At 40.0% G+C, this 23,804-nt stretch carries 26 protein-coding genes and 1 tRNA gene; 14 read left to right on the forward strand and 13 right to left on the reverse strand.

What is annotated here, in order from left to right; all coding sequences use genetic code 11:
* Window positions 1-33: 33 nt before the first annotated feature.
* The 3 genes from BST86_RS05580 to BST86_RS05590 all read left to right on the forward strand — a co-directional run bounded on the left by BST86_RS05580 (window position 34) and on the right by BST86_RS05590 (window position 2,320).
* Window positions 34-867: an alpha/beta fold hydrolase gene (locus BST86_RS05580; protein ID WP_105982405.1), complete on the forward strand. Its 834-nt coding sequence runs from the start codon at window positions 34-36 to the stop codon at window positions 865-867.
* Window positions 868-1,008: 141 nt separating this feature from the next.
* Window positions 1,009-1,638 (forward strand): carbonic anhydrase, encoded by a 630-nt coding sequence (locus BST86_RS05585; protein ID WP_055413744.1) that lies wholly within the window; start codon window positions 1,009-1,011, stop codon window positions 1,636-1,638.
* Between the two features lie 88 nt (window positions 1,639-1,726).
* A complete protein-coding gene (locus tag BST86_RS05590; RefSeq protein WP_105982406.1) occupies window positions 1,727-2,320 on the forward strand; it encodes a pseudouridine synthase in 594 nt (197 codons plus the stop codon).
* On the opposite strand, the gene BST86_RS05595 is transcribed toward BST86_RS05590, so the two are convergent.
* The 4 genes from BST86_RS05595 to BST86_RS05610 all read right to left on the reverse strand — a co-directional run bounded on the left by BST86_RS05595 (window position 2,310) and on the right by BST86_RS05610 (window position 5,675).
* Window positions 2,310-2,936 carry a hypothetical protein gene (locus BST86_RS05595; protein WP_146126718.1) on the reverse strand — a complete coding sequence of 209 codons (627 nt, stop codon included), beginning with the start codon at window positions 2,934-2,936 and terminating at the stop codon, window positions 2,310-2,312. The two genes, BST86_RS05590 and BST86_RS05595, sit on opposite strands and share 11 nt — an antisense overlap.
* Before the next feature lie 151 nt (window positions 2,937-3,087).
* The gene (gene murA, locus BST86_RS05600) at window positions 3,088-4,398 is read right to left on the reverse strand and encodes a UDP-N-acetylglucosamine 1-carboxyvinyltransferase (RefSeq protein ID WP_105982407.1); all 1,311 of its coding nucleotides are present in this window, start codon (window positions 4,396-4,398) and stop codon (window positions 3,088-3,090) included.
* A gap of 226 nt (window positions 4,399-4,624) precedes the next feature.
* Window positions 4,625-5,296 carry a DUF4290 domain-containing protein gene (locus BST86_RS05605; RefSeq protein WP_105982408.1) on the reverse strand — a complete coding sequence of 224 codons (672 nt, stop codon included), beginning with the start codon at window positions 5,294-5,296 and terminating at the stop codon, window positions 4,625-4,627.
* Window positions 5,297-5,387: 91 nt separating this feature from the next.
* Window positions 5,388-5,675 (reverse strand): DUF493 family protein, encoded by a 288-nt coding sequence (locus tag BST86_RS05610; protein WP_105982409.1) that lies wholly within the window; start codon window positions 5,673-5,675, stop codon window positions 5,388-5,390.
* A 75-nt stretch (window positions 5,676-5,750) separates the two neighbouring features.
* Between BST86_RS05610 and BST86_RS05615 the strand changes: the two genes are divergently transcribed.
* The 5 genes from BST86_RS05615 to BST86_RS05635 all read left to right on the forward strand — a co-directional run bounded on the left by BST86_RS05615 (window position 5,751) and on the right by BST86_RS05635 (window position 10,262).
* The gene (locus BST86_RS05615; protein ID WP_105982410.1) at window positions 5,751-6,287 is read left to right on the forward strand and encodes an AAA family ATPase; all 537 of its coding nucleotides are present in this window, start codon (window positions 5,751-5,753) and stop codon (window positions 6,285-6,287) included.
* Window positions 6,271-8,190 carry a RecQ family ATP-dependent DNA helicase gene (locus tag BST86_RS05620; protein ID WP_242446471.1) on the forward strand — a complete coding sequence of 640 codons (1,920 nt, stop codon included), beginning with the start codon at window positions 6,271-6,273 and terminating at the stop codon, window positions 8,188-8,190. Before BST86_RS05615 ends, BST86_RS05620 begins: the two co-directional genes overlap by 17 nt.
* A complete protein-coding gene (fmt, locus tag BST86_RS05625; protein WP_105982411.1) occupies window positions 8,183-9,142 on the forward strand; it encodes a methionyl-tRNA formyltransferase in 960 nt (319 codons plus the stop codon). The genes BST86_RS05620 and fmt overlap by 8 nt, the downstream gene beginning before the upstream one ends.
* 147 nt (window positions 9,143-9,289) lie before the next feature.
* Window positions 9,290-9,562: an HU family DNA-binding protein gene (locus BST86_RS05630; protein ID WP_041496960.1), complete on the forward strand. Its 273-nt coding sequence runs from the start codon at window positions 9,290-9,292 to the stop codon at window positions 9,560-9,562.
* A gap of 139 nt (window positions 9,563-9,701) precedes the next feature.
* Window positions 9,702-10,262, forward strand: coding sequence for a YqgE/AlgH family protein (locus BST86_RS05635; RefSeq protein ID WP_055412878.1), 561 nt, complete (start codon window positions 9,702-9,704; stop codon window positions 10,260-10,262).
* Between the two features lie 2 nt (window positions 10,263-10,264).
* On the opposite strand, the gene BST86_RS05640 is transcribed toward BST86_RS05635, so the two are convergent.
* Complete coding sequence (locus tag BST86_RS05640) at window positions 10,265-11,101, reverse strand: aminotransferase class IV (protein WP_105982412.1); 837 nt, start codon at window positions 11,099-11,101, stop codon at window positions 10,265-10,267.
* A gap of 51 nt (window positions 11,102-11,152) precedes the next feature.
* Window positions 11,153-11,542: an START-like domain-containing protein gene (locus BST86_RS05645; protein WP_055412880.1), complete on the reverse strand. Its 390-nt coding sequence runs from the start codon at window positions 11,540-11,542 to the stop codon at window positions 11,153-11,155.
* A gap of 151 nt (window positions 11,543-11,693) precedes the next feature.
* On the opposite strand from BST86_RS05645, the gene BST86_RS05650 reads away from it, so the two are divergent.
* A tRNA-Met gene (locus BST86_RS05650) sits at window positions 11,694-11,767 on the forward strand.
* Between the two features lie 31 nt (window positions 11,768-11,798).
* Here the strand turns inward: BST86_RS05650 and BST86_RS05655 are convergent.
* A complete protein-coding gene (locus BST86_RS05655; RefSeq protein ID WP_105982413.1) occupies window positions 11,799-12,803 on the reverse strand; it encodes a LacI family DNA-binding transcriptional regulator in 1,005 nt (334 codons plus the stop codon).
* Between the two features lie 254 nt (window positions 12,804-13,057).
* Here BST86_RS05655 and BST86_RS05660 point away from each other — a divergent pair, with 254 nt between their 5' ends.
* Window positions 13,058-15,673: a LamG-like jellyroll fold domain-containing protein gene (locus tag BST86_RS05660; RefSeq protein WP_105982414.1), complete on the forward strand. Its 2,616-nt coding sequence runs from the start codon at window positions 13,058-13,060 to the stop codon at window positions 15,671-15,673.
* Between the two features lie 3 nt (window positions 15,674-15,676).
* On the opposite strand, the gene hisS is transcribed toward BST86_RS05660, so the two are convergent.
* A complete protein-coding gene (gene hisS, locus BST86_RS05665) occupies window positions 15,677-17,047 on the reverse strand; it encodes a histidine--tRNA ligase (RefSeq protein WP_105982415.1) in 1,371 nt (456 codons plus the stop codon).
* 201 nt (window positions 17,048-17,248) lie between these two features.
* Between hisS and BST86_RS05670 the strand changes: the two genes are divergently transcribed.
* Together BST86_RS05670 and BST86_RS05675 are read left to right on the forward strand one after the other, a co-directional pair.
* The gene (locus BST86_RS05670; RefSeq protein WP_105982416.1) at window positions 17,249-18,490 is read left to right on the forward strand and encodes an ABC transporter permease; all 1,242 of its coding nucleotides are present in this window, start codon (window positions 17,249-17,251) and stop codon (window positions 18,488-18,490) included.
* Window positions 18,483-19,067, forward strand: coding sequence for a methylated-DNA--[protein]-cysteine S-methyltransferase (locus BST86_RS05675; protein WP_105982417.1), 585 nt, complete (start codon window positions 18,483-18,485; stop codon window positions 19,065-19,067). The genes BST86_RS05670 and BST86_RS05675 overlap by 8 nt, the downstream gene beginning before the upstream one ends.
* On the opposite strand, the gene BST86_RS05680 is transcribed toward BST86_RS05675, so the two are convergent.
* From BST86_RS05680 to rpsF, 4 genes are read right to left on the reverse strand one after another with little or no spacing between them, the layout of a single operon-like run.
* Window positions 19,064-19,558, reverse strand: a complete 495-nt coding sequence (locus tag BST86_RS05680) for a DUF6495 family protein (protein ID WP_055412887.1) — start codon at window positions 19,556-19,558, stop codon at window positions 19,064-19,066. The two genes, BST86_RS05675 and BST86_RS05680, sit on opposite strands and share 4 nt — an antisense overlap.
* Before the next feature lie 60 nt (window positions 19,559-19,618).
* Entirely contained in the window at window positions 19,619-20,071 is a 453-nt protein-coding gene (gene rplI / locus BST86_RS05685; RefSeq protein WP_105982418.1) for a 50S ribosomal protein L9, read from the reverse strand.
* A gap of 18 nt (window positions 20,072-20,089) precedes the next feature.
* The gene (gene rpsR, locus BST86_RS05690; RefSeq protein ID WP_041496972.1) at window positions 20,090-20,386 is read right to left on the reverse strand and encodes a 30S ribosomal protein S18; all 297 of its coding nucleotides are present in this window, start codon (window positions 20,384-20,386) and stop codon (window positions 20,090-20,092) included.
* 2 nt (window positions 20,387-20,388) lie between these two features.
* Window positions 20,389-20,733, reverse strand: a complete 345-nt coding sequence (gene rpsF / locus BST86_RS05695) for a 30S ribosomal protein S6 (RefSeq protein WP_055412889.1) — start codon at window positions 20,731-20,733, stop codon at window positions 20,389-20,391.
* A gap of 210 nt (window positions 20,734-20,943) precedes the next feature.
* Here rpsF and BST86_RS05700 point away from each other — a divergent pair, with 210 nt between their 5' ends.
* Entirely contained in the window at window positions 20,944-21,648 is a 705-nt protein-coding gene (locus BST86_RS05700; RefSeq protein WP_055412890.1) for a LytR/AlgR family response regulator transcription factor, read from the forward strand.
* A gap of 97 nt (window positions 21,649-21,745) precedes the next feature.
* Here the strand turns inward: BST86_RS05700 and BST86_RS05705 are convergent, their stop codons facing one another.
* The gene (locus BST86_RS05705) at window positions 21,746-22,387 is read right to left on the reverse strand and encodes a protein-L-isoaspartate(D-aspartate) O-methyltransferase (protein ID WP_105982419.1); all 642 of its coding nucleotides are present in this window, start codon (window positions 22,385-22,387) and stop codon (window positions 21,746-21,748) included.
* Window positions 22,388-22,764: 377 nt separating this feature from the next.
* Here BST86_RS05705 and BST86_RS05710 point away from each other — a divergent pair, with 377 nt between their 5' ends.
* Complete coding sequence (locus BST86_RS05710; RefSeq protein WP_105982420.1) at window positions 22,765-23,733, forward strand: Gfo/Idh/MocA family protein; 969 nt, start codon at window positions 22,765-22,767, stop codon at window positions 23,731-23,733.
* Window positions 23,734-23,804 lie beyond the last annotated feature (71 nt).

Below are 23,804 nucleotides of genomic sequence, written 5' to 3' on the forward strand. Positions count from 1 at the left end.
CCATGGATCGTATCTTAAATAAAAAATTAAAATATGCCATACCTAGAAAAAACAACCGGAACATCAGAAGCTAACGTATCCATCTATTATGAAGACTATGGGTCAGGTGATCCCATTATATTGAGCCACGGCTGGCCATTGAGCGGCAATATGTGGGAATATCAAGTACCTGTATTGATTGAAGCTGGTTATAGAGTCATTACTTACGATCGCCGTGGTTTTGGAAAATCTTCCAGACCTTATCAAAATTATAATTATAGCACCATGTCACAGGACGTGCATGACATCATCACCAAATTGAGCCTCAATAATGTAACGCTCGTAGGGTTTTCTATGGGCGGTGGCGAACTGGGAAAATTTGTTGAAAAATATGGAACCAGCAATTTGAAGAAATTAGTATTTATAAGCTCTATCGCTCCATTTATGCTCAAAACAGATGATAATCCAGATGGAGTGCCCGAAAAAGTATTTGAGGGCATGAAAGAAAACGTCAAGAATGATCGAGCAGGTTTCTTGAAAGAGTTTGGAAAGAACTTTGTAAACTACGATGACAATAAAGACAAAGTTTCTGAAGGTCAAATGGATTATAACTTTAATATTGCCGTTTCCGCTTCTCCTAAAGGTACATTAGACTGTATTGACGCTTTTGGTAAAACAGACTTAAGAGATGCTTTAAAATCAATTGACATTCCTACCCTATTCATTCACGGTGATGCCGATGAGATTGTACCCTCAAAACCTACATCAGAACAAGGACATAAATTGGTTAAAGATTCCAGATTGGAAATCATAGAAGGAGCACCGCACGGTTTGTACTTGACTCATCAGGAGCAATTGCATAAAATTTTATTGGATTTTCTCAAATAGAATCAGCTAGAATCATCTTAAAACGGTAAGCCTAATCAGCTTACCGTTTTTTTTTGCGTTTATAATATCACTTCAAAAAACATCCTTCTTGGATTTGAATAGTTAGTGGTTAGTGGTATTTTAGAACAAATTAAATTTCCCATGAAAAACCTAGATCAAATTTTCGAAAATAATAAGCAATGGATCCAATCAAAGCTAGATGAAGATGCACAGTACTTTGATAAATTGGCTTCTGGTCAAAGTCCAGAAATCCTTTACATAGGATGTTCTGACAGTAGAGCCACCGCTGAAGAGATCATGGGAATGGGACCTGGCGAAATATTTGTTCACAGAAACATCGCCAATATGGCTTCAAATCTAGATCTTACTGCCATGGGCGTGATCAATTATGCGGTGACCCATCTTAAGGTAGACCATGTAATTGTTTGTGGACACTATGGTTGTGGTGGTGTAAAAGCAGCCATGCAATCGCAGGATTTAGGAATATTGAATCCTTATTTGCGCAACATACGTGATGTATACCGTACTCATAAAGATGAGCTTAACGCCATAGAAGATGAAGAAGCTAGGTACAAAAGACTAGTGGAATTAAACGTTCAAGAGCAGTGTATTAATGTTCTTAAGACCAGTGATGTACAGATCGCAGTAAAGAATCGTAACATCACGGTTCACGGTTGGGTTTTTGATCTTGAATCTGGCAAGTTGATTGACTTAAAAATCGACTTCAAGTCTATCTTGAAAGACATTATGGAGATCTATCATTTAGACTAAATAATTTTATCATAAAATGAAGCGCTTTACTCGAGAACATTAAAGCGCTTTTTATTTAGCAAAAGAGTCAAGTTTTTAGTCAAGCTTTATGGAGCACCGACATTTTTTGATCTACAAACCATTTAAAATGGTCAGCCAGTTTATTTCCAATGATCGCCATCAAAAAAAGAAAAGGTTTCTAGGAGAACTTTATGATTTCCCGAATGGCTGTATGGCTGTTGGAAGATTGGATGAAACCAGTGAAGGCTTATTAATTATAACCACTGATGGACAGCTGAGTAATAACATCAACAGATCCAAGACCTTTACTAAACAATATTACGCTCAAGTAGATGGAGTAATCACAGAGAAAGCTTCAAAAATGCTCGCCAGTGGTGTAGAGATCACATCAAATGCCAAACCCTATGTAACTGATACTTGTGATGTGAAAAAACTTGAAACTGTTCCTAACCTGCCAGAAACAAAGCAAAAAATAAGAGATGAAAGGCACGGCCCTACAAGTTGGATTTCGCTCACCTTAAACGAAGGAAAATTTAGGCAAGTGCGTAAAATGACGAGCGCCGTAGGTTTTCCCACACTACGCCTTGTAAGAGTAAGAATAGGGATTTACGAAATAGGTACAATGAAAAGTGGTGAAGTGATGGAACTTGATGACAATACGTTAAGAGATGCTATTTCTTGATAACGATCATTGTAGCTTTAACTCCAGAGGCTAGGTTCCAGACATTTTTAGAAATGACATTACCTTCTTTATCCATCACCTTGAATTCGGCAGTGTTGGGACCTGAAGAACCTTGATTTAATGCCTCGATTTCCAGCTTATTGAATCCTTCCTTTAGATTGATATCAAATCCTTGAAAGATATTACGCAAGTAAATCTGCTCTACTAAAATCTTGTCGTCCAACCAGACTCTGACCAGATCACCATCCTCATATTGATGGTCACGGCACACCATGGTTAATACATTCTCACCTGTCTTGATCTCTCCTAAAAAGGTATCACTCACAAAACCTATACTGTTCCCAAGATCCTTTTTAAACTTGGGTTTTGCAAATTGTACACCAGGATCTAATAGATCAGTGTCAGTGCGCATACTTACTTCTGGACGAGCTTTGGTTCTAGAAAAAAATGGAGTGATGGCCTCTTCCTTTTTAGGAAACAACAAAGAGCCAGTTTCTTCTGGTGTTTCTACCTTGCGCTCCACAGGATTGACTTTAACTGTAGAACTTCTAGGCGTCTCCTGCGCTATCGCAAAAGATCCCAAAAGCAAAACGATACATAAACATCGTAGTTTCATACAACTAAAATAACAAAATCCTTGCCTAACTTGAATTTGGCAGAAAATTTTCTAATCTATCTGACACGAGAATAGACCAATAGTTGCATGTGGACCTTGAAAATATCGCTTTCGCGAAAGCGAACTTGTCTTCAAGCCACTTTACAAATAACTAGTTCACTCGCTGGATATGAGCTCCTATGCGCTTGAGCCTGGCATCAATATTTTGATAACCACGATCGATCTGCTCTATGTTGTGAATCGTGCTGGTCCCCTTTGCACTCAATGCTGCAATGAGTAGAGAGATACCTGCGCGTATGTCTGGAGACGTCATGGTCGTAGCCTTTAAACTGGACTGGAAATCGTGGCCTATCACACTCGCACGATGCGGGTCACAAAGTATGATTTTGGCACCCATGTCTATGAGTTTATCTACAAAGAACAGGCGGCTTTCAAACATTTTTTGATGTATCAAAACGCTACCACGAGCCTGTGTGGCAACAACTAGCACAATGCTCAAAAGATCTGGTGTAAATCCAGGCCATGGTGCATCGCTTATGGTCAATATAGAACCATCAATGTAGTTCTGGATCTCATAACCATCTGTGTGTGCAGGAATATAGATATCATCGCCACGACGCTCTATGGTTATACCCAATTTGCGAAAGGTAGATGGGATCAAACCCAGCTCGTCATATGCGACGTTCTTGATCGTCACTTCACTTTTAGTCATAGCAGCTAGTCCTATCCAGCTACCTATCTCGATCATATCTGGTAAAATGCGGTGTTCTGTACCACCTAATTTGTCAACTCCTTCAATGGTCAATAAGTTGGAACCTATACCAGATATTTTTGCGCCCATACGCACCAACATTTTACACAATTGCTGTAGATAAGGTTCACAAGCAGCGTTGTAGATAGTGGTAATTCCCTTTGCCATGACGGCAGCCATCACAATATTTGCGGTCCCTGTAACTGATGCCTCATCAAGCAGCATGTGTGTACCTTGAAGCTGATCTGCCTCTACTCCATAAAAATACTCTTCACGGTTGTACCTGAACTTTGCTCCTAATTTGATGAAACCTTCAAAATGAGTGTCCAATCGGCGGCGACCTATTTTATCGCCACCAGGTCTAGGAATAAAGCCTTTACCAAAACGTGCCAATAAAGGACCAACCAGCATGATGGAACCGCGTAATCCACGACCCAATATTTTGTATTCTTCAGATTGCAGGAAATCCAGATCTACATTGTCTGCTTGAAAAGTGTAGGATGAACTGGAGTTTTTTGTGACTTTAACGCCTAAATGACTTAACAAGTCAATCAATTTATTGACATCAATGATATCAGGAACATTGTTGATGGTGACAGGATTTGCTGTTAATAGAACCGCACATAAAATTTGTAGCGCTTCATTTTTAGCTCCTTGTGGTTGAATATCTCCTTTAAGCGCGTGACCGCCTTCTATAATGAATGTTCCCATGAAAACAAATAGGTTTAAAATTTAAAAATAGACATCTGGATAATCAGATCTTTTATTTTTATGGAGAAGTATTCATAAGTAATCAACAGAAGAATATTTTCTATGTTGAATAAGAAATGGCCTTGTTGAAAAGGATACGTGAATGGTCGATACCAATTGCCGACCTCTCGTAGGCAAGCCTAGAGAACAACAAGTAATTATAGGTCAGATCTAAGCGTAACTTGTATTAGTTACGTCTACGTCTATTGTTATTATTGCTGCGTCCGCCTTTTTTGGAGCGGTTTCGATTGTTGTTGTTATTATTATTGTGACGTTTTGTGTTGGTATTACGGTAGATCAAATCCTTGGATTCCAAAAGATCTTCATCCTTGGCCGCAAGATTGATTTTTCCGTCACTTAATTCAAACAGGTGTTTAAAAATCACGGCATCATCTACTGAATCCTTATTCCAATTAAGAAAGGACTTCTTCATGTGATTAGCAATGATAAACGTAAGCGCCTCGCGCTTTTCTCCTTTTTCCCATGAGCTTGCCACATCGATCATGCTCTGGATGTTGTTTCCATAGAAACGATATCTTGGCTTCTTTTGTGGATAAGGCATTCTAGGTGGATGCGCCTCAAGATCTTCCCTTTTAGGCAAAGGATATGGTGAATCTACGTCCAGATCAAAGTTTGCTATGATAAAAAACTGATCCCATAGCTTGTGCTGGAAATCTGCCACATCTCTCAAATGCGGATTCAAATTTCCCATGACACCTATGATCGCGTTAGCCATGCGATTGCGCTCTTCCTTAGTTTCCAAGGTTTTGCAGTGCTCGACTAGTTTTTGTATGTGACGACCGTATTCAGGTATGTTGAGCTGGTTACGCTCTGTGTTGTACTCTAATGATGATATCAAAATGGACTGTAATTGGTATTGTGAAGTGCTGCAAAATAAGCAAAAAGCACTAATTCAAACAAAAAATTAATGTAAATAGAAGAATACTATCTTATAGGGAAATCACTCCATCTACTGTCGCCACTTCCTTATACTTCTGGATCACGTGCTCTGGGTTCTTCATTTTGACTAAAATAGACAAGCTCGTGTATTTGCCTTTACTGGATTCTTTCGTATTGATGACGGCGCCCATGTTGTCAAAGATTTGTTCAATCTCAACAATTTTGGATTGCTGCGATGGTACGATGAACTTATAGAGATATTTAGAAGGCCATAAGCTTGTATCTGCTAGTTGTAATCTGAGTTTTTCGTAGAATTCTTCTGACTTTGGGTCGTTCATAACAGTGATAAGAAATGCAAATATAATAATAGGATAGCGCTACTGCTAACTGGAGATTTGCTTAATTTGTAGTTTATGGAAAAGATAAAAAGAATCTTGTTGATAGGTGGTCCAGGTTCTGGAAAAACCACGTTAATCCATGCGATTGAACAAGCTGGTTATACAGTACACCACGAGATCTCTAGAATGGTAACGCAACGAGCACAGGAACAAGGAATTGATCAGCTGTTTCTGGAAGATCCTATGGCGTTTAGTAATGAATTACTTAAAGGTCGCATTGAACAATTTGAAAGCGCTTCCAGCGGTATCAACTTTTATGATCGCGGCATTCCAGATGTACCGGCTTATCATAAATTCACCGACGATCCTATTCCAGAGTCTTATCAAGATGCCTCTGAGAAATATCAATATGATGCAGTGTTCTACCTGCCACCATGGAAAGAGATCTATCAAAGCGATAATGAACGCTATGAAAGTTATGATCAAGCAGTAACCATAGGTTCCATTCTAGCCCATTATTATCAAGACCTTAAATATGAAATTATTGAGGTGCCTAAGACCAGTGTTGAAAAACGATTGGAATTCATTCTAAAACATGTTAGCATTGATTGAAAAGTCAAAGCAAATATTACAAGACGTTTTTGGTCATCCTGATTTTTTACCGCTACAGGAAAAAGTTATTTCCAATGTTTTAAAGGGAAACAACAGTCTCGTCTTACTACCTACCGGTGGTGGCAAGTCTCTTTGCTATCAAGTGCCAGCCATCCAGTTGGACGGTATATGCATCGTAATCTCACCTCTGGTTGCTTTAATTAAAGATCAAGTCGCTCAACTCAAAAAACGCGGAGTGAAGGCCATAGGCATAACCGGATCGGTGCGCATCAAAGACCTGGATGATATGCTGGACAATGCTATACATGCCATTGACAGCGATGGGAAAAATGTCTATAAATTCCTGTATTTGAGTCCAGAGCGACTGCAGCATCCACTGGTACAGCAGCGTATCAAAATGATGAACGTCAACCTTTTTGCTGTGGATGAAGCGCATTGCATAAGTGAATGGGGACACGATTTTAGGCCAGCATATCGACAGATCTCTACGGTCACAGCTTTAAAACCTGAGGTTCCTATCATTGCTTTAACCGCGACGGCAACCGCTCAAGTTCAAGAAGACATTCTCAACAATCTTGAAATACCAAATACCCAGGTTTTCAAAAACAGTTTCAAAAGGGATAATATTACCTACAGGATTCTCGACACGCCTAACAAAAGAGTCGCCATAGCTTCCTTTTACAAAAAATACAATGGCAGCTCCATCACCTACGTGCGCAGTAGAAAAAACTGTCTAGAATATGCTGCATATCTAGAACAGCAAAACGTTACATCCCAGTATTACCATGGTGGTCTGGATGCGCGTAGCCGAGACGCCTCCATGAAAGAATGGATGCTAGGCCAGAAACAAGTCATGGTCGCGACCAATGCCTTTGGAATGGGAATTGACAAACCAGATGTGCGCACCATTGTCCACCTGCAACTGCCAGACAGCATCGAGAGTTATTATCAGGAAACCGGTCGTGCTGGTCGCGATGGTCAACCCAGCATAGCGCAATTCATCTATAATATCAATGATCTCAATCATGCTCACAATCAATTCATAAAAGGATTGCCCAGCGTGGCTTTGGTCAAACAAGTCTATAGAGCACTGTGCAATCACCTTCAAATACCTATTAACGAAGGTATGGAGACGCAACACCAATTTTCGTTTTCAGAATTTTGCAAGAATCATGACTTCAATGCCATATCTTGTTTCAATGCCTTGCAGGTCCTGGATCGATATGATGTGTTGAAGATGCATCAACATGGAGAAAGACGGTCGAGTATTCGCTTTCGCGAAAGCGCAAACACCATCATCAACCACACAAGAAACAATCAGCTTGCTGGTAGCGTCATGCAGGCAATTTTGAGAACCTACAGCGGCAGCCAGCAACAAGAGATCCATATCAATCTGGGACTTATTGCGATGCGCAGCAACACTACCGAAAAGGAAGTGGTACAAGTCCTTGAGAAAATGGCGCAACTTGAGGCCATTGACGCCCAACTAGCCCAAGCAGATACCCAGGTATTTTTTCTGGTTCCCAGAGAAAACGATCGCACGATCAACCGTTTTGCCGGACTGCTTAAAAAGCAAAATGAGATTAAGAAAAAAAAGCTGGATGCGATGATGCAACTGGTACAGGAGCGCGACCTTTGCTTACAGAATTTCATTTTGGAGTATTTTGATGAACCATCAGGTGCGCCTTGCGGTTCCTGTTCCAATTGTCGACCTGGTAGGAGTTCAAAAACCACTTTCAATGAACTCGATCTTTTGGAATTTTTGAAAGAACCCATGAATTTTGAGGAGATCAGAAATAAGGCAGCAATACCTACCGATCAATTAACTTATCACATTAAACATTTACTGGAGCAAAAGAAGATCAAAATTACTCCGGACAATAAATACCACATCAATGAGTAAAAAACTAAAAATCATATTCTTTGGAACACCAGAGTTTGCCACCGGTATTCTCAAGACTCTCAACGAGTCAGAACATGAAATCGTGGGCGTGGTGACCGCTCCAGATAAACCTGCGGGACGTGGCAGACAACTTCATCAAAGTGACGTGAAGAAGTATGCATTAGAAAATCAATTGCACCTATTGCAGCCCACTAATCTCAAGTCAACCGAGTTTACAGAACAATTAAAAGAGCTTAAGGCAGATTTACAAGTGGTTGTCGCCTTCCGTATGTTACCAGAGGTGGTCTGGGCAATGCCGCCTTTAGGAACCTTTAATCTTCATGCTAGTTTACTACCTCAATATCGAGGCGCTGCTCCCATCAATTGGGCTATCATAAACAATGAAAAGGAAACAGGCGTGACTACTTTTTTTATTGATGAAAAAATTGATACTGGTGCCATCATCGATCAACTAAAGTGTCCTATAGAACAAAGAGAAACCGTAGGAACACTTTACATGAAGCTTATGGAGCTAGGCGCTGCGCTGAGCTTAAAAACGGTAAACGATATCGCAACAGGCAATGTAACTACCACTATACAAAAAGATGCTGAAGAGCTCAAAGAGGCTCCCAAGCTAGATGCAGCCAACACAACTATTGCCTTTAATATTACTGCAACGGCTGTGGATGCCATGGTTAGAGGCCTAAACCCTTTTCCAGTAGCAAAAGCGGTCCTAAAAGACGACACTACTCAAACCGTCAAGATATTTAAAACCGAGGTTGTTGATAAAATTCATGAAATGATACCTGGTAGTATTGTCATCGAAGATGGAAAACTTTTGGTGGCATGTGTGGAAAATATGGTAGAACTAAAAGAGCTTCAATTTCCCAACAAAAAAAGAATGAAGACAGCCGATTTACTTAACGGGTATCAATTTACCGCCAATGCTAGATTTGACAAGGCCTCGCGATAAAATGGTACGTATGCTTCATACTTATTAACAATTGTTTAGGTTTATCAACATTTTTTCTCATTTCTTGCAGTATTCCTTGTGTGGTAGCATAATCCGTATAAATTTGTTTCACGTTTTAGTTTAACCAACATTAATTTAAATTCAATTATGAACAAAACAGATTTAATCGAAGGAATGGCAGAATCTGCTGGCATTTCTAAAGCAGCTGCAAAAAAAGCATTAGAATCTTTTCTAGGTAACGTAGAAAAGTCCCTTAAAAAAGGTGACCGTGTTTCTCTAGTAGGTTTCGGATCATTCTCAGTTTCTAAAAGAGCTGCACGTGAAGGAAGAAACCCACAGACTGGTAAAACCATCAAGATCGCTGCTAAAAAAGTAGTGAAATTCAAAGCAGGAAGCGATTTACAGAAAGCTGTAAACTAATTCCCATTCTTACGAATTTGAAACCCATCCCGCTACAGCTGGATGGGTTTTTCTTTTTAAGACATCTATTTAAAATAAATTATAATGATTTGTTAATAAACAGATTTATTTTATTAAGTTTAATCATAGCCACCACACTATGAAAACTCTTGCACCCAACCGAGGCAAACTATTGATATCTGAACCCAGTATTATTGGCGATGCTTCATTTTCTAGATCTGTTGTTCTCTTAACTGAGTTCAATAATGAAGGAATTGTGGGGTTTATCATCAACAAACCATTGGACTATACTCTTAATGAATTGGTTCCTGAAATTCAAGAAGAGTTTGAAGTGTATGATGGTGGCCCAGTAAGTACAGACAATCTCTATTTTTTACATCGAGTCCCAGAACTTATTCCAGATTCTCACCATATAGAAGACGGTATCTATTGGGGTGGCGATTTTCAAACGGTTAGCGCACTAATCAATCAGAACAAGATTGCCTCGAATGAAATTAAATTCTTTTTGGGCTATTCAGGTTGGGAACGAGATCAACTACAACAGGAATTAGACTCTAAAAGCTGGGTCGTTACAGATAATGAAGACAGTGCGGTCGTATTATCTGATGAAATTCATGATATCTGGAAAATAAAGATGCGTGATTTGGGAAATGGCTATGAAATCTGGTCCAATGCCCCAGAAAACCCTAGTTACAATTAATCTTAACTGAAAAGTTTTTGATTAAAAAACTCGCGCAACTCATCAGCCGCGCTGGTTTCATATTCTTTCTTACGATACTTACTAATAGATTTGATTCCCTGGATCACATTAGTAGAAAACATCTCATCTGCTCTTTGCAATTCAAAAGGAGTAATGCTTTCTTCTACAACCTGATAGTTGAGCATTCGTTTCAATTGCGCAATCACTTGGCCTCTCATGATACCATTCAAACAACCGTCTGTAATAGGTGGCGTTTTAATGATATTTCCAGATCTTAAAAACAAATTACCCGAGATAGATTCGACAACCATTTTATTTTGGTTGAGCAGTAGCATATCATCATAATCGTTCTCTGTCTTGTAAATTCCGGCAAGTATGTTGACGGTTTTGGTAGCCGTTTTGAGAGTTCCCAGCATTCCAAGCGGCAACAAATGGTCCTTGAACAGCTCTACTTCATTGGTTGCGATGTGTTCAAAAACATGAGAAAGTGAACTTACCTCCATGCTATAAGATACGGTGGAATCTGTTGGAGTGTACAGTCCGCCTTGATTTCGCCATACTGTAATACGAATTCTAGTATGGTCAGAATTCAATTCATTGGCCTCGTGCAACTCTTTGATTTGTTCTTCAAAAAATTCTGGGGTAAATGAATCGGGAATCTCCATACGCAAGATGCGCATGCTTGACATAAGTCTAAAATAATGTGATTCATAGAAAATAGCAATCCCCTTATAGCAGCGCATGGTCTCAAAAACCCCATCACCATAATAAGTACCACGATTGTTATAGGCAATGTGCGCCTGTTCGTTTTCTACTAATTGATCGTTAAGTAATATCATAAAAAATGCCCTGATTTACAGGGCACAAATTTAATCTTTATAAAAGGCTCACTATCGTGATCCCAGTACTTTTTTGAGTTCGCTCACTTGGTTTTCCCAAAACATTTTTTGCTCCTCAACCTCGTCCTCATCATCACCAAAATCTGTGATCATCAATGATACATCCTTTGTGATTTCATCTACCTCAATACGGAATTCAAAATACTTCTTAGTATCTTCATCATAATCCCATTGAAATCTAGCGCGCTCCTCGCCTATTCTCTTAATGATTTTTGCCTTCTCTTCCTGGCCATCCCAAATGAATCTAAAGTATTCACCGCGACTGTTCACGTTATCTGCAAACCATTCGGACATTCCAGATGGTGTAGCAAAGTATTGGTATAATAAACTGGGAGATACTTGAACGAGAAATTCCAACTCAAATTTTATAGGCTCTTGCATGGGTGTTAAACTTTGAGCGGCAATATAACGTAAACCTATTAAGTCTTGAAAATTTATTGAATTAAAATTTTTGCTCGATTGGGTTTGGTCTACAATATAAATTAAAGTTATATTTGCAGCCGCTTAAGCAATCAGCGGTTTAAGTGAAAATGGCGTGGTAGCTCAGCTGGTTAGAGCGCAGCACTCATAATGCTGAGGTCGGCGGATCGTGCCCGCCTCACGCTACGAAAAAACCCTTCAAATTTGAAGGGTTTTTTTATTTTCTAGTGGTTCCTCTTTCTAGCAGCGAGGTCTTTAGGGTATGCACTCTAGTCACCTTGATATCTTCAAGGTTGTTGATCAAGTTGCGCAATCTTGTAAAGGTCTTATTTCCCATTTCTACTGCATGTTGATCCACAACAGTCATTTTAGGGAACGAGTATTCTGAGGTGACTACATTAGAATAGCAAATGATCTGTAGATCATTTGGAATATTGACACCCAATTCTTTTGCTTTATTAAGCGCAATAATACCAGCCATTTGATCTAAGGCGATGATGGCGTCGATACCATCGTATTTTAAGGCATCCTCAATACGTGCATCAAGTTGTTTTTCATCCACATTAGTAATGACATTCAACAGTACATCTTCGTGTTGCGCCACTTGTCTTCTAATTCCTTCTTCTCTTAATTTACCAACACTTAATTGACTTATGGTGCTTATCATGCACAATTGCTTGTCTCTTTTTTCAACTAGAAACTGTACTGCTCTGATTCCTGAAAGTAAATCATCGTTAGTGATTTTATCGCATTCAAGCTCGTCCACCACACGATCAAACATCACCATAGGGATTTTACGATCCAGTACTTTTTGAAAGTGACTGTAGTTGGAAGCGACCTGGGATTCCTCTGCCACGGCAACTATAAAACCATCAATAGTGTTGTTGAGAAGGCTTTCTATAAAAGAGGCTTCTTTCTCAGTAGAGTCTCCAGTAAGGCACGTCAGGATCTTGTAATCATTCTCGGCTGCCATTTGTTCGATACCTGTAAGCACCTGGGCAAAAAAGCCGTTGACCACATCTGGAATGACCACAGCAATAATCTTATGGGCTTTGGGATGCTCAACCGTTCCTTTGTATCCCATCTTCCTGGCCGTGTTGACTACCAGTTGTTTAGTCTCTTCACTTATCTCGTTACTATTCTTCAGGGATTTTGAAATCGTAGAGATAGACAGTCCGAGCTTTTCGGCAAGTATACTTAAGGTGACCTTGTTTTTCTTCACTCTAGAATTTTTAATAAAGGTAAATGTTTTGTTGTAGATACCATTAAAATTTCGCTTTCGCGAAAGCGAAACAACCGTTAAAACCTTTATATCTATTTTTACATTATACGCTTATGCGAACAAATATTCGTTATTAATTAATCGATAATATGTTTAAATGCATTTATATATCGTTTAAAAACTATTAAAATGTTATAATGCATATTTTAACGATTAACTGTGATATATTAGTTGTGTCCTAAAAATTACTAGATATGCTAAAAATTAATTCCTTTATCTCAACATTGATAATAGTACTATCTAATAGTTTTGCATTTGCTAATCCAACGATTCTCACATCTATGGGTAGCATTTCGCTTAATGGCAGCACAGATCAAGTCATTCTGCAAAATGACATATCATTTGGTGAAGCCTTTACCATATCTACATGGATAAATACGAGCAGCGATCAAAGCAGTGCCGTTCAAACCATCATTTCCAAAGGCGATCAAAATAACGGTTGGAACATCCAGCTTAATGAAAGCAATAAAATCCAAGTGACTTTTTATAAGGAAGGCGCAGCCACTCAAATGATTTCAAATCACTTCTTGAGTTATGACGTGTGGCGCCAGATCACTCTTACTTATACTGATGGCAGTTTGAAGATTCACATAGATGGTATTTTGGACTCTGTTCAATCCTCTAATTTGACGGATCAATCTCAAAACCTACCCTTAATCATAGGTGCGACAAATTCATCAACTCCGCAACATTTTAAAGGATCTATTGATGAGGTTCGTGTTTTTGACAGAGCTCTTACTGTAGAGCAAATACGCTTCTTCATGAATCAGGAGCTAGTTAATGAAAATGATATGCTCGCTGGCGCCATCATCAAAACGTCTTCAAATAACACCAGTGCTTTACCCTGGAACAGCTTGATTACCTACTTAACCTTTAATAATGGAATCGCAACAGATCTCTCTGTGAGCGCTGCCACTTTAGACGCTCAACATTCAAGCTTCACGACAAACAATCAAAGTGCACCACTACCCTATGTTTCTGTTCAAAATGGAAACTGGAATGCCAGTGATATTTGGGATGCTCAAAGTACTATCCACGCACCTGGATCTTTTAGAATCATGAATGGGGAGCAAGTTCGTGTTACTTGGAATATTGTGAACAGTTATCATGATATTATCGTTTCTGAGGAGACTGAACTTTTGGCATTACAACTTAAAGCTAACACCATCAAAATTCAAAATGATCAAGCCCTAACCATTACTGGATTTCTGCAACTTAATGGAACCTTAGATCTTGAAAATGAATCCCAACTTATTCAGACTGCTGGTAGTGAATTAGATCCATCCAGTACAGGGAAAATTGAACGTGATCAACAAGGCACTGGAAACAAATACAATTACAACTACTGGAGCTCACCGGTGAGCTATACTGGTGTTAACGAGATCAATGGTGGTTTTGACCTATCTGCCGTTATGATGGATGGGACCGACCCAGCGGCACCTAAACCATTAAACTTTACGAATCCAACCGACTCAGATGGTGCACCAGCAACCGAAAGCCAGGCAGCAACCGTATCTTCAAAATGGATACACAAATATGCCAATCTACCCTCAGGAACCTATGCCAACTGGCAATTTGTAGGTAACACAGGAAAGCTAAAGGCTGGAGAAGCCTATTCCATGAAAGGTACAGGATGTTCTACAGATCAAAACTATACATTTATGGGATTACCCAACAACGGCCCTATCGAGTTGACGGCTAATGCTGGTAACGATTATTTAGTTGGCAATCCATACCCTAGTGCTATGGACGCTACTCAATTCATCGCAGACAATCCTTTATTGGATGGCACGATTTATTTTTGGGAGCATGTTGGCGGTGAGAGTCACAACCTTGAAAATTATGAAGGTGGTTACTCTATGTACAATCTTTCTGGTGGCACTCCTAATCCTACCATAGGCACTTCTGATGCCTTAATGAATAACGACGGGAAACAAGCCGAACTTCCTGGACGCTATATCCCAGTGGCACAAGGTTTTTTTGTGATAGTTAAAGATGACGGTGCCATCAAGTTCAATAATGCCCAGCGCGTTTTTGAAAAGGAAGCATCAGGAAATAGTGTTTTTAAAGCTGCGCCAGGAAGTAATTTCAATCCATCGCTAGCCACTTATCAGCAACATGCAGACGAACGTACAAAAATTAGAATAGGATTTGATTCCCCTAACTTGATCCACAGGCAATTATTATTGACGATTGATCCAAACGCTACCACAGGTTATGATCGCGGTTATGATGGTTTGCAATTTGATGATCAAATGGATGACATGGCTTTCTGGGTAAAAAATGAGCGTCTATCCATTCAAGGGATTGGGATTGTGAACGATGCTATAGAACTGCCTTTATTTGTAAAGCTTAGTGATCATGGAACGATCAAAATAGGATTGGATCACATAGAAAACCTAGATCCAGACCAACCTGTATTTCTTAAAGATTCGGTTACCGGCGAAATGCATAACCTAAGAGAAGGCAAATTTCAAAGTCCTTTCTTATTTAGAGGTCAATACAAAACCAGATTCTCCATCATATTTCATGGTAAATCTACTTTGAGTAACGAGACGTTGGAAGATCAGGATAATATCTTAGTGTTCACGCCACAAGCGACTGACGCGATCCATATCAAAACTCCTGGAAATATTCAGTTGGATGAGGTGGTATTGATCAATATGATGGGACAACAAGTAAAATCTTGGAACGTTTCAACGGGCAGCAAGGAGATCATTCTACCTCGTCAGAGCATAGCCAGTGGTAATTACATCGTCACTATGAAAAGTGATGGGCAAGATTACCAGCGCAAGGTGATTTTGAAATAAGCCTTACTTAAATCGCTGGATAAGCTCATCGGCAGTGAGTTGGTTTTGCTCACCGGTCTTCATGTTCTTAAGCGTTAGCTTACCAGATTTAATCTCGTCTTCACCGGCTAGAATCACAAATGGTATATCATTCTTATCTGCATAAGTCATTTGCTTTTTCATTTTCCCGCTGTCTGGATAGAGCTCTGTTTTGATGCCGCTTTCGCGAAAGCGAAACATCAATTTCATACAGTAACTAGCTTCAACCTCTCCAAAATTGATAAACAATATCTGCACGCCTGCTTTAACGGTTTCTGGAAAAAGATTCAGTTCTTCCAAGACCAAATAGATGCGGTCCAGCCCAAAGCTGATTCCAACACCACTCATGTCCTTCATTCCAAAAATACCGGTAAGGTCATCATATCGACCGCCACCACTTATGCTGCCCATAGCCACTCCTGCTGGAGCCGCCACTTCAAAAATGCAGCCGGTATAATAGTTAAGACCTCTGGCAAGGGTGATGTCAAGATCCAGATGTGTGGTTTTGAGTTCTAACCCAACCAGGTTTTCCTTTATAAATTCCAACTCTGCAATTCCTTGTAGTCCAATGTTGGAAGACGCCAACAAATTCTTCATCTGACCGATCTTCTCTTCAAAAGAACCATCCAGTTCAAAAACAGGTTGTAGTTTTTCTATCGCTTGTGGGTCAATGCCTTTGTCCAGCATTTCCTGCTTCACCTTATCTGCTCCAATTTTATCAAGCTTGTCCAGTGCCACGGTAAAATCAATGAGCTTATCTTCTGCTCCCATCATTTGAGCAATACCGGCAAGAACCTTACGATTGTTGATTTTGATCGTGCAACCCTCTAAGCCTAGATCGGTATAAACATCATCAAATAGTTTGATAAATTCCACTTCTTGTAGCAATGAATCGCTACCAACAACATCGGCATCACATTGCGTGAATTCTCTAAAGCGACCCTTTTGCGGACGGTCTGCTCGCCACACGTTCTGGACTTGGTATCTTTTAAAGGGAAACGCAATCTCATTCTGGTGCTGTACCACATAACGCGCAAAAGGTACCGTCAGGTCGTAACGCAAGGCACGGTCGCTTATTTGCGGTGTGATGACCGATTCATCCTTTGTGGATAGGTCATCGTTATTCACTTTACTCAAATACTCACCATTATTCAAAATTTTGAATATCAAGCGGTCGCCTTCTTCTCCATATTTACCCAGCAATGTGTCAGAATTTTCAAAACTCGGTGTCTCAATCGGCATGAATCCGTAGGTCTGAAAATGCTTCTTGATGGTGCTTATGATATATTCTCTACGAGATACTTCAGTAGGGTTAAAATCTCTAGTTCCTTTAGGTATGGAAGGTTTTTGTGCCATGAATTGCAATAAAGATGCAAATATAAAACCTTGAGCATAGAACTGAAGTTATGGTGACGGTTATTGTTGAACTATAAAACCAGTCAGTCGAATAACAAACGAGACATTAAATATTTCTCACTTGTATAAAACAATAAGTATTAAGTAAAAATTCCAGTCTTAGATTTGTAACTTTTAAACTCATCATTAGTCCTATTAAGCATGATTGGATTATTTAAGGAAAACCTAAGCATCGCCCAGCAGAACATTAAAGGTCAACTGCTGCGCACTATTCTTACCGTTTTTATCATCGCTATAGGAATTACAGCGTTGGTAGGTATTCTAAGTGCGGTCAATGCATTAGAGAGAACCTTGAGCGATGGTTTTTCTGATATAGGAACCAACACCTTTAGCATCCAGCGATATTCTTTAGGGATACGACGCAGCGGCGGTGGCGAGGTACGCAAGATCAATCCAGTTATAGGGTACAGCGATGTTCGTGCTTTTGAAGGTGATTACGATTTTCCTACTGCACAAGTTGGCGTCTCATTTCAGGCAACCTCTCAAGCTGAGGTAAAAAGCGAGGATCGAAAGACGAAACCTAAAGTCATCGTATCTGGAGTTAATGAACACTTCATAGATAACAGCGGTACTAAAATTGTGGATGGCCGTGGCTTTTCTGCCAGCGACATTGAAAATAATTCGAGAGTCGCTCTATTGGGCAGCGATATGGAAGATGCTTTATTTCAGGGATTGAATCCTATAGGTCAAACCATTAGCATACGCGGTAACAAATTTACCGTGATAGGATTGTTGGAAGAAAAAGGGTCCACCTTTGGAAACAACGTCGACTTACGCGTACTGATACCATTAAATGTTGCGCGCAGCATCTACACCTTGCCTAATATCAATTATGACATTAGTGTGAAAGTAAACGACCAGCAACTTATGGATGCCGCGAGAGACAAAGCAACACTGCTCATGCGCAGCATACGCGGTTTGACACCACTGGAAGAAGATAATTTTGGGATCGTACAGCGTGACGAGCTCATGTCATCAGTTGACGAAATAAGCGTTGCGCTTAATGCAGCGGCGATTATCATAAGCGTGATTACCATTTTTGGTAGTTCCATTGCATTGATGAACATCATGCTGGTATCTGTAACGGAACGTACGCGTGAAATAGGCGTGCGCAAAGCGCTTGGAGCCAAAAGATCTACTATTTCCTGGCAATTTTTTATTGAGACCTTACTGGTAAGCCAGTACGGCAGTATTGTCGGAATTATTTTAGGGATGTTGATAGGTTGGGGCGTTTCGGCAGGGTTTGAAATTCCGTTTCAAATACCGTGGACAGCCATCATTTGGGCCATCATCATTTCCATTGTGATCACCATATTCTCTGGTATTATTCCCGCTATCAAGGCGTCAAGATTGGACCCTATCGAGGCATTGAGGTATGAGTAAGATCATCACTCAAGTATATCGTTCTCCTCTGGGCGAACTTACTTTGGGTGTTTTTGAAAATCAACTTTGCTTATGTGATTGGACCTATCGTAAGATGCGTGATCAAATCGATCAACGCATTCAAACCTTTTGTCGCGCTACCATGACTGAAGGTGATCATGAATTGATAGATCTCGCCATCCAGCAATTGGATCAATACTTCCTTAAAGAACGCACACAATTTGATATCCCATTGCTATTGTGTGGTACGCCATTTCAGCAAAGCGTGTGGGACAGCCTACTGCAAATTCCTTATGGAGAAACGGTTTCGTATAGTTCGCTTTCGCGAAAGCGAAATCAAAACAATCTTTCATCACAAACTCAACCTCAGGTTCTGAACAACGATGTATCCCCTAAAGATGTGCGAGCAGTTGCAGCTGCCAACGGTGCCAATGCAATTTCCATCATCATACCATGCCACCGAGTTATAGGTAGTGATGGTTCATTGACTGGGTACGCCGGTGGATTGAACGCCAAGAAAAAGTTATTGGAGCTGGAAGGAGTCGATCTTACGCACGGCCAGCAACGGTTATTTTAGAAACCGTTTTTCTCTTTTCCCATTTCCATCAAATCATCAAAATAGCGGAATAAATCACCTTTTGTGATGACTGCACCAGATTCGATGAGTTTGAATTTGTCGAGGTTGGGATCCTCGCCGTAGGTTTTGTTTGCCGTAAAGATTTTTACTTCTTCATCCAGCAAATTGTTTTGCAGCCATTTGTAACCGGTTGCAGTGGTGATGTCAATCTTGTTGTCGCCCACGATGATTGAGATCAAGCCCATGTCCTTTTCTCGCAGTTCAAAGAGATTCATCGTTTGCGGACTTATGTGTTCCAAAAACTTGGCCTTGCCTAATACACCTTCCCAGACCAAATCCGAGAATATGTCGATCTCTTCTTCAGCTACTTCAGGCTTATCTTTTTTTATTTTGTCCCATTCTGCCGCGTCAATAGATTGAGTGGCTAGAAAGTTGATGAATTCTGGATGTAATTCTTCCAGCTGTTCTTTAGTAAGTCTTCTGTACTTCATATCAAGTCATAAAAAAGCCGTCCCAAAATTTGGAACGGCTCTATTCAATTCAATTGTGTGTTATCCTTTTGTAGCGACAACATCAAATGTGAAAGAAGTCTGTACTTCACGGTGAAAACGCACCGTTGCTTCATATTGTCCCAATCTCTTGATGTTACCACCAGCGATAGAGATGAACTTCTTGTCTATTTCAATGCCTTCTTTTGCAAGAGCGTCAGAAAGATCTGCTGTCGTTACAGAACCGAAAAGCTTGTCGCCTTCTCCTGCTTTTACAGCCATTTTAAGATCCAAAGCGCTTAGTTTGTCTGCTTGCGATTGTGCCGCCTTGACATTAGAAGCTTCTTTATGTGCACGCTGCTTTACCGTTTCGGCAAGTTGCTTTTTTGCTCCAGGTGTTGCCATTACAGCTTTTCCTTGAGGTATCAAAAAGTTACGGCCATAACCAGGCTTAACAGTAACCACATCGTCTGTAAAGCCTAGGTGCTCTACATCTTGTTTTAGTATTAGTTCCATTGTTTGAGTCTGATTAGATTATTTTAATAGGTCACCTTCAAATGGCATCAAAGCGATGTGTCTACATCTTTTGATGGCAACGGCTACCTTGCGCTGATATTTAAGACTTGTTCCTGTCAATCGTCTAGGAAGTATTTTTCCTTGCTCGTTGACAAGACCCATCAAGAAATCTGGATCCTTGTAGTCTATATATTTAATACCGCTACGTTGAAAACGACAGTATTTTTTTCTCTCTTGAGTCTCGATCTTTAAAGGAGACAGGTAACGTATGTCACCGTCTTTTTTTCCTTTAGCTTGTTGTTGTAATGTTGCCATAATTAAGCTTGAGATTTTTTAGACATTCTACTTCTTCTTTTTTCTGCCCACTCGATAGCGTATTTATCAAGTCTTACAGTAAGGTATCTCATCACGCGCTCGTCACGACGGAATTCTACCTCATAGTCATTGATTACCTCACCTGGTGCGGCAAATTGGAAAAGGTGGTAAAAACCACTCTTCTTGTTGTCGATTGTGTAAGCCAATTTTTTAAGGCCCCAATCTTCGTTAGCTACCATCTTGGCACCACGCTCAGTAAGGAAATTCTCAAACTTCTTTACTGTTTCCTTTACCTGATCATCAGATAAAACGGGATTCAAAATGAAAACAGTTTCGTATTGATTCATGTTACATTATTTTAAAACGAGTGCAAAAATACATTTTTTCCACAAACCCAGCAATATATTTTATACTAGTTATTTAGGTCATTACCTGAAAAACAATACTGGCTCAAATCGTTAAAAAAACCTAAAGTATCGATTAATGAACACTTTTATTTGCATTTCGTCTATAAAGGTATTAGTATTGTTTAGTATTTACTTAACCAGACTTTTCTTATGACAGATACTATTCTCAAATGTTTTGTCGTTGACGACTCAAGCATACAGCGACTTGCGATCGTTAAGCTGATTGAAAACCATCCTAACTTAAAGCTTGCAGGAGAATTTAGCAATGCTATTGAAACGAAAGCTGCAATTAAGGATGCTGGTGTTGACCTTATATTTCTTGATGTAGAGATGCCTATTCTGACAGGTTTTGACCTTTTGGATGACATTACTGAAAAGCCAGGCGTCATATTTGTAACAGGTCAAACTAAGTATGCCTTTAAGGCTTTTGACTACAGTGCTATTGATTACCTTCAAAAGCCTATAAAAAAGGACCGCTTCCTTTATGCCGTAGAACGTGCGCTTCTTGCTCATAAGATGCGAACAGAAATGGTAGAGGACAAAGGCGAATTCATTTTTGTCAAAAGCAACCTGAAGAAAAGAAAGGTATATCTGAAGGATCTTAAATTTATACAGGCATTAGGTGACTACGTTAAATTAATTACAGAAACTGAAAGTCTGGTCGTCCTTTCTACCATGAAAGCTTTTGAAAAGCAGTTACCTGAAGAAGACTTTCTGCGCATACACAAATCTTATATAGTCAATTTACGTCGTGTAGAGAAATTCAATTCCAAAGCAGTAGAACTTGACTCTGAAGTGTTGCCATTAAGTCGTAATCGCAAGGCAGACTTGGTAGAAGCACTTTCGCAATTCTAAAAAATCAATACATAATCATAAGAAAGCTCAACTTAATCGTTGGGCTTTTTTAGTTTAAAGCTTCTAAACCAACTGCCAGCTATGAAACAAGTAATTTTTACTGCTTACCACCTAAAAATGGCACAAACCTAAACTCACCATAAGTGGTTTTGCGATAATCTGTTTCGGACTCTCTAACGATAAGCGTCATGATTTGCTCGTCTTGACCTACTGGAATGACAAGCCTACCTCCTATTTTAAGCTGACCCAGCAAGCTTTGAGGAATTTCTGGAGCGCCACAGGTGACTATGATTCCGTCAAAGGGTGCCTCGTCCGGTAGACCTAGATATCCATCACCAAAAACGAACTTACGAGGTCTATAACGCAGCTTCCTAAAAAGTGTGCTGGTTTTTTTGAACAATTCATTTTGTCGCTCAATGGTGTAGACCTGCAGTTTCATTTCCAACAGCACCGCACATTGATAACCACTACCAGTTCCTATTTCCAGGACCTTATCACCAGCTTGTGCCTGGAGAAGTTCGCTTTGAAAAGCTACGGTATAGGGATGTGATATGGTCTGGTCAGCACCTATAGGGAAAGCTTTGTTCTGGTATGCATGCTCCATAAAAGAACTGTCCAAAAACAAATGCCTGGGCACTTTGTTGATAGCTTCCAGCACGGCATTGTCGCAAATACCTTTCTCCTTCATGAGTTGCATGAGGTGGCGTCGTTTTCCTTTATGTATGAAGTCGTCTTTGATGCGGCAAAAATAGAACGCCTACTGCAAATCCATCAGGATGTAGCCATCCTTTTTGAGATCATTTATTCACAGATTTAGATACGCTCTTTTTTTACCAATTATTCCTACAACAATGCGGAACTCTGGATAATGCCAATACATAAATAAAAATCCATAGGTTGCTTGCGTTAGGGATTGAAGAGGAAATCCTTTCTTTCTAGAGTGCCTGCATGGCACTCTAGAAAGAAAGATTGAAACGTAAAGCCCGACCGAGGTTTTGGCGAGGGAACGCCCTTAAAAATTTCATTATCAAATTGTTTTAAAATTGGTCATATCGGTATCAAAAGACGTCGATAACCAGCTTCAAAATCCCTATTTTTGTGGGAAACACAAGCAATATGTTGAAAGCTGGGGTTCTGGGCGCAGGACATTTGGGTAAAATCCACTTGAAATTATTACAGCAGTCCACGCGTTACGATCTTGTGGGATTTTATGATGCTAACGAGTCCTATGCCCGTGAGATTGAAAAAGAGTACGGCTACAGGTACTACAGCAACATGGATGAGCTCATCGCTGCCTGCGATATGGTAGATGTCGTGACGCCTACCACTTTTCATCACGAGTCTGGTAAAAAGGTTCTTGAAGCTGGTAAGCACCTCTTTATTGAAAAACCCATCACGGTTACCGTTGAAGAGGCTCAAGAGTTGATATCGCTTGCGCGAAAGCATAATGTCAAAGGCCAGGTAGGACAAGTAGAACGTTTTAATGATGCCTTTAGAACCGTGCAGGACCGCATTGAAAATCCCATGTTTATTGAAACACATCGCCTAGCGGAATTCAATCCACGAGGAACCGATGTGAGCGTGGTGCTGGATTTAATGATCCATGATATTGATGCGATACTTAGCGTGGTGAAAAGTCCCGTGAAGCATGTGAGTTCCAGTGGCGTTTCCGTCATATCAGAAACTCCAGATATTGCCAATGCGCGCATTGAGTTCGAAAATGGTTGTGTGGCCAATCTAACTGCCAGCAGGATTAGCCTCAAAAAAATGCGCAAGGCAAGATTTTTCCAGCGCGATGCCTATATCTCTGTCGATTTTCTAACCAAGAAGGTAGAAGTTGTTCGTATGAAGGATGCTCCAGAAGTTCCGGGAGATTTTGACATGATCCTTCAAAATGCTGAAGGCATCAAGAAACAAATCTACTTTGACAATCCAGACATTACCGAAACCAATGCGATCTTGATGGAACTGGAGACTTTTGCAGATGCCATTGAGGACGACACCGTTCCTGTGGTTAGTCTGGAAGACGGCACAGCAGCGCTGGACGTTGCGATGCAAGTGATTGAAAACTTCAAGTCCTTGTAATCTCGTCAAACCGAATAACTAAAATCTCTTATAAAAATTAATAAAAAGCAACTCTAGAAATTTTTATTAGA

The organism is Nonlabens agnitus (assembly GCF_002994045.1).
Classification (GTDB): Bacteria; Bacteroidota; Bacteroidia; order Flavobacteriales; family Flavobacteriaceae; genus Nonlabens; species Nonlabens agnitus.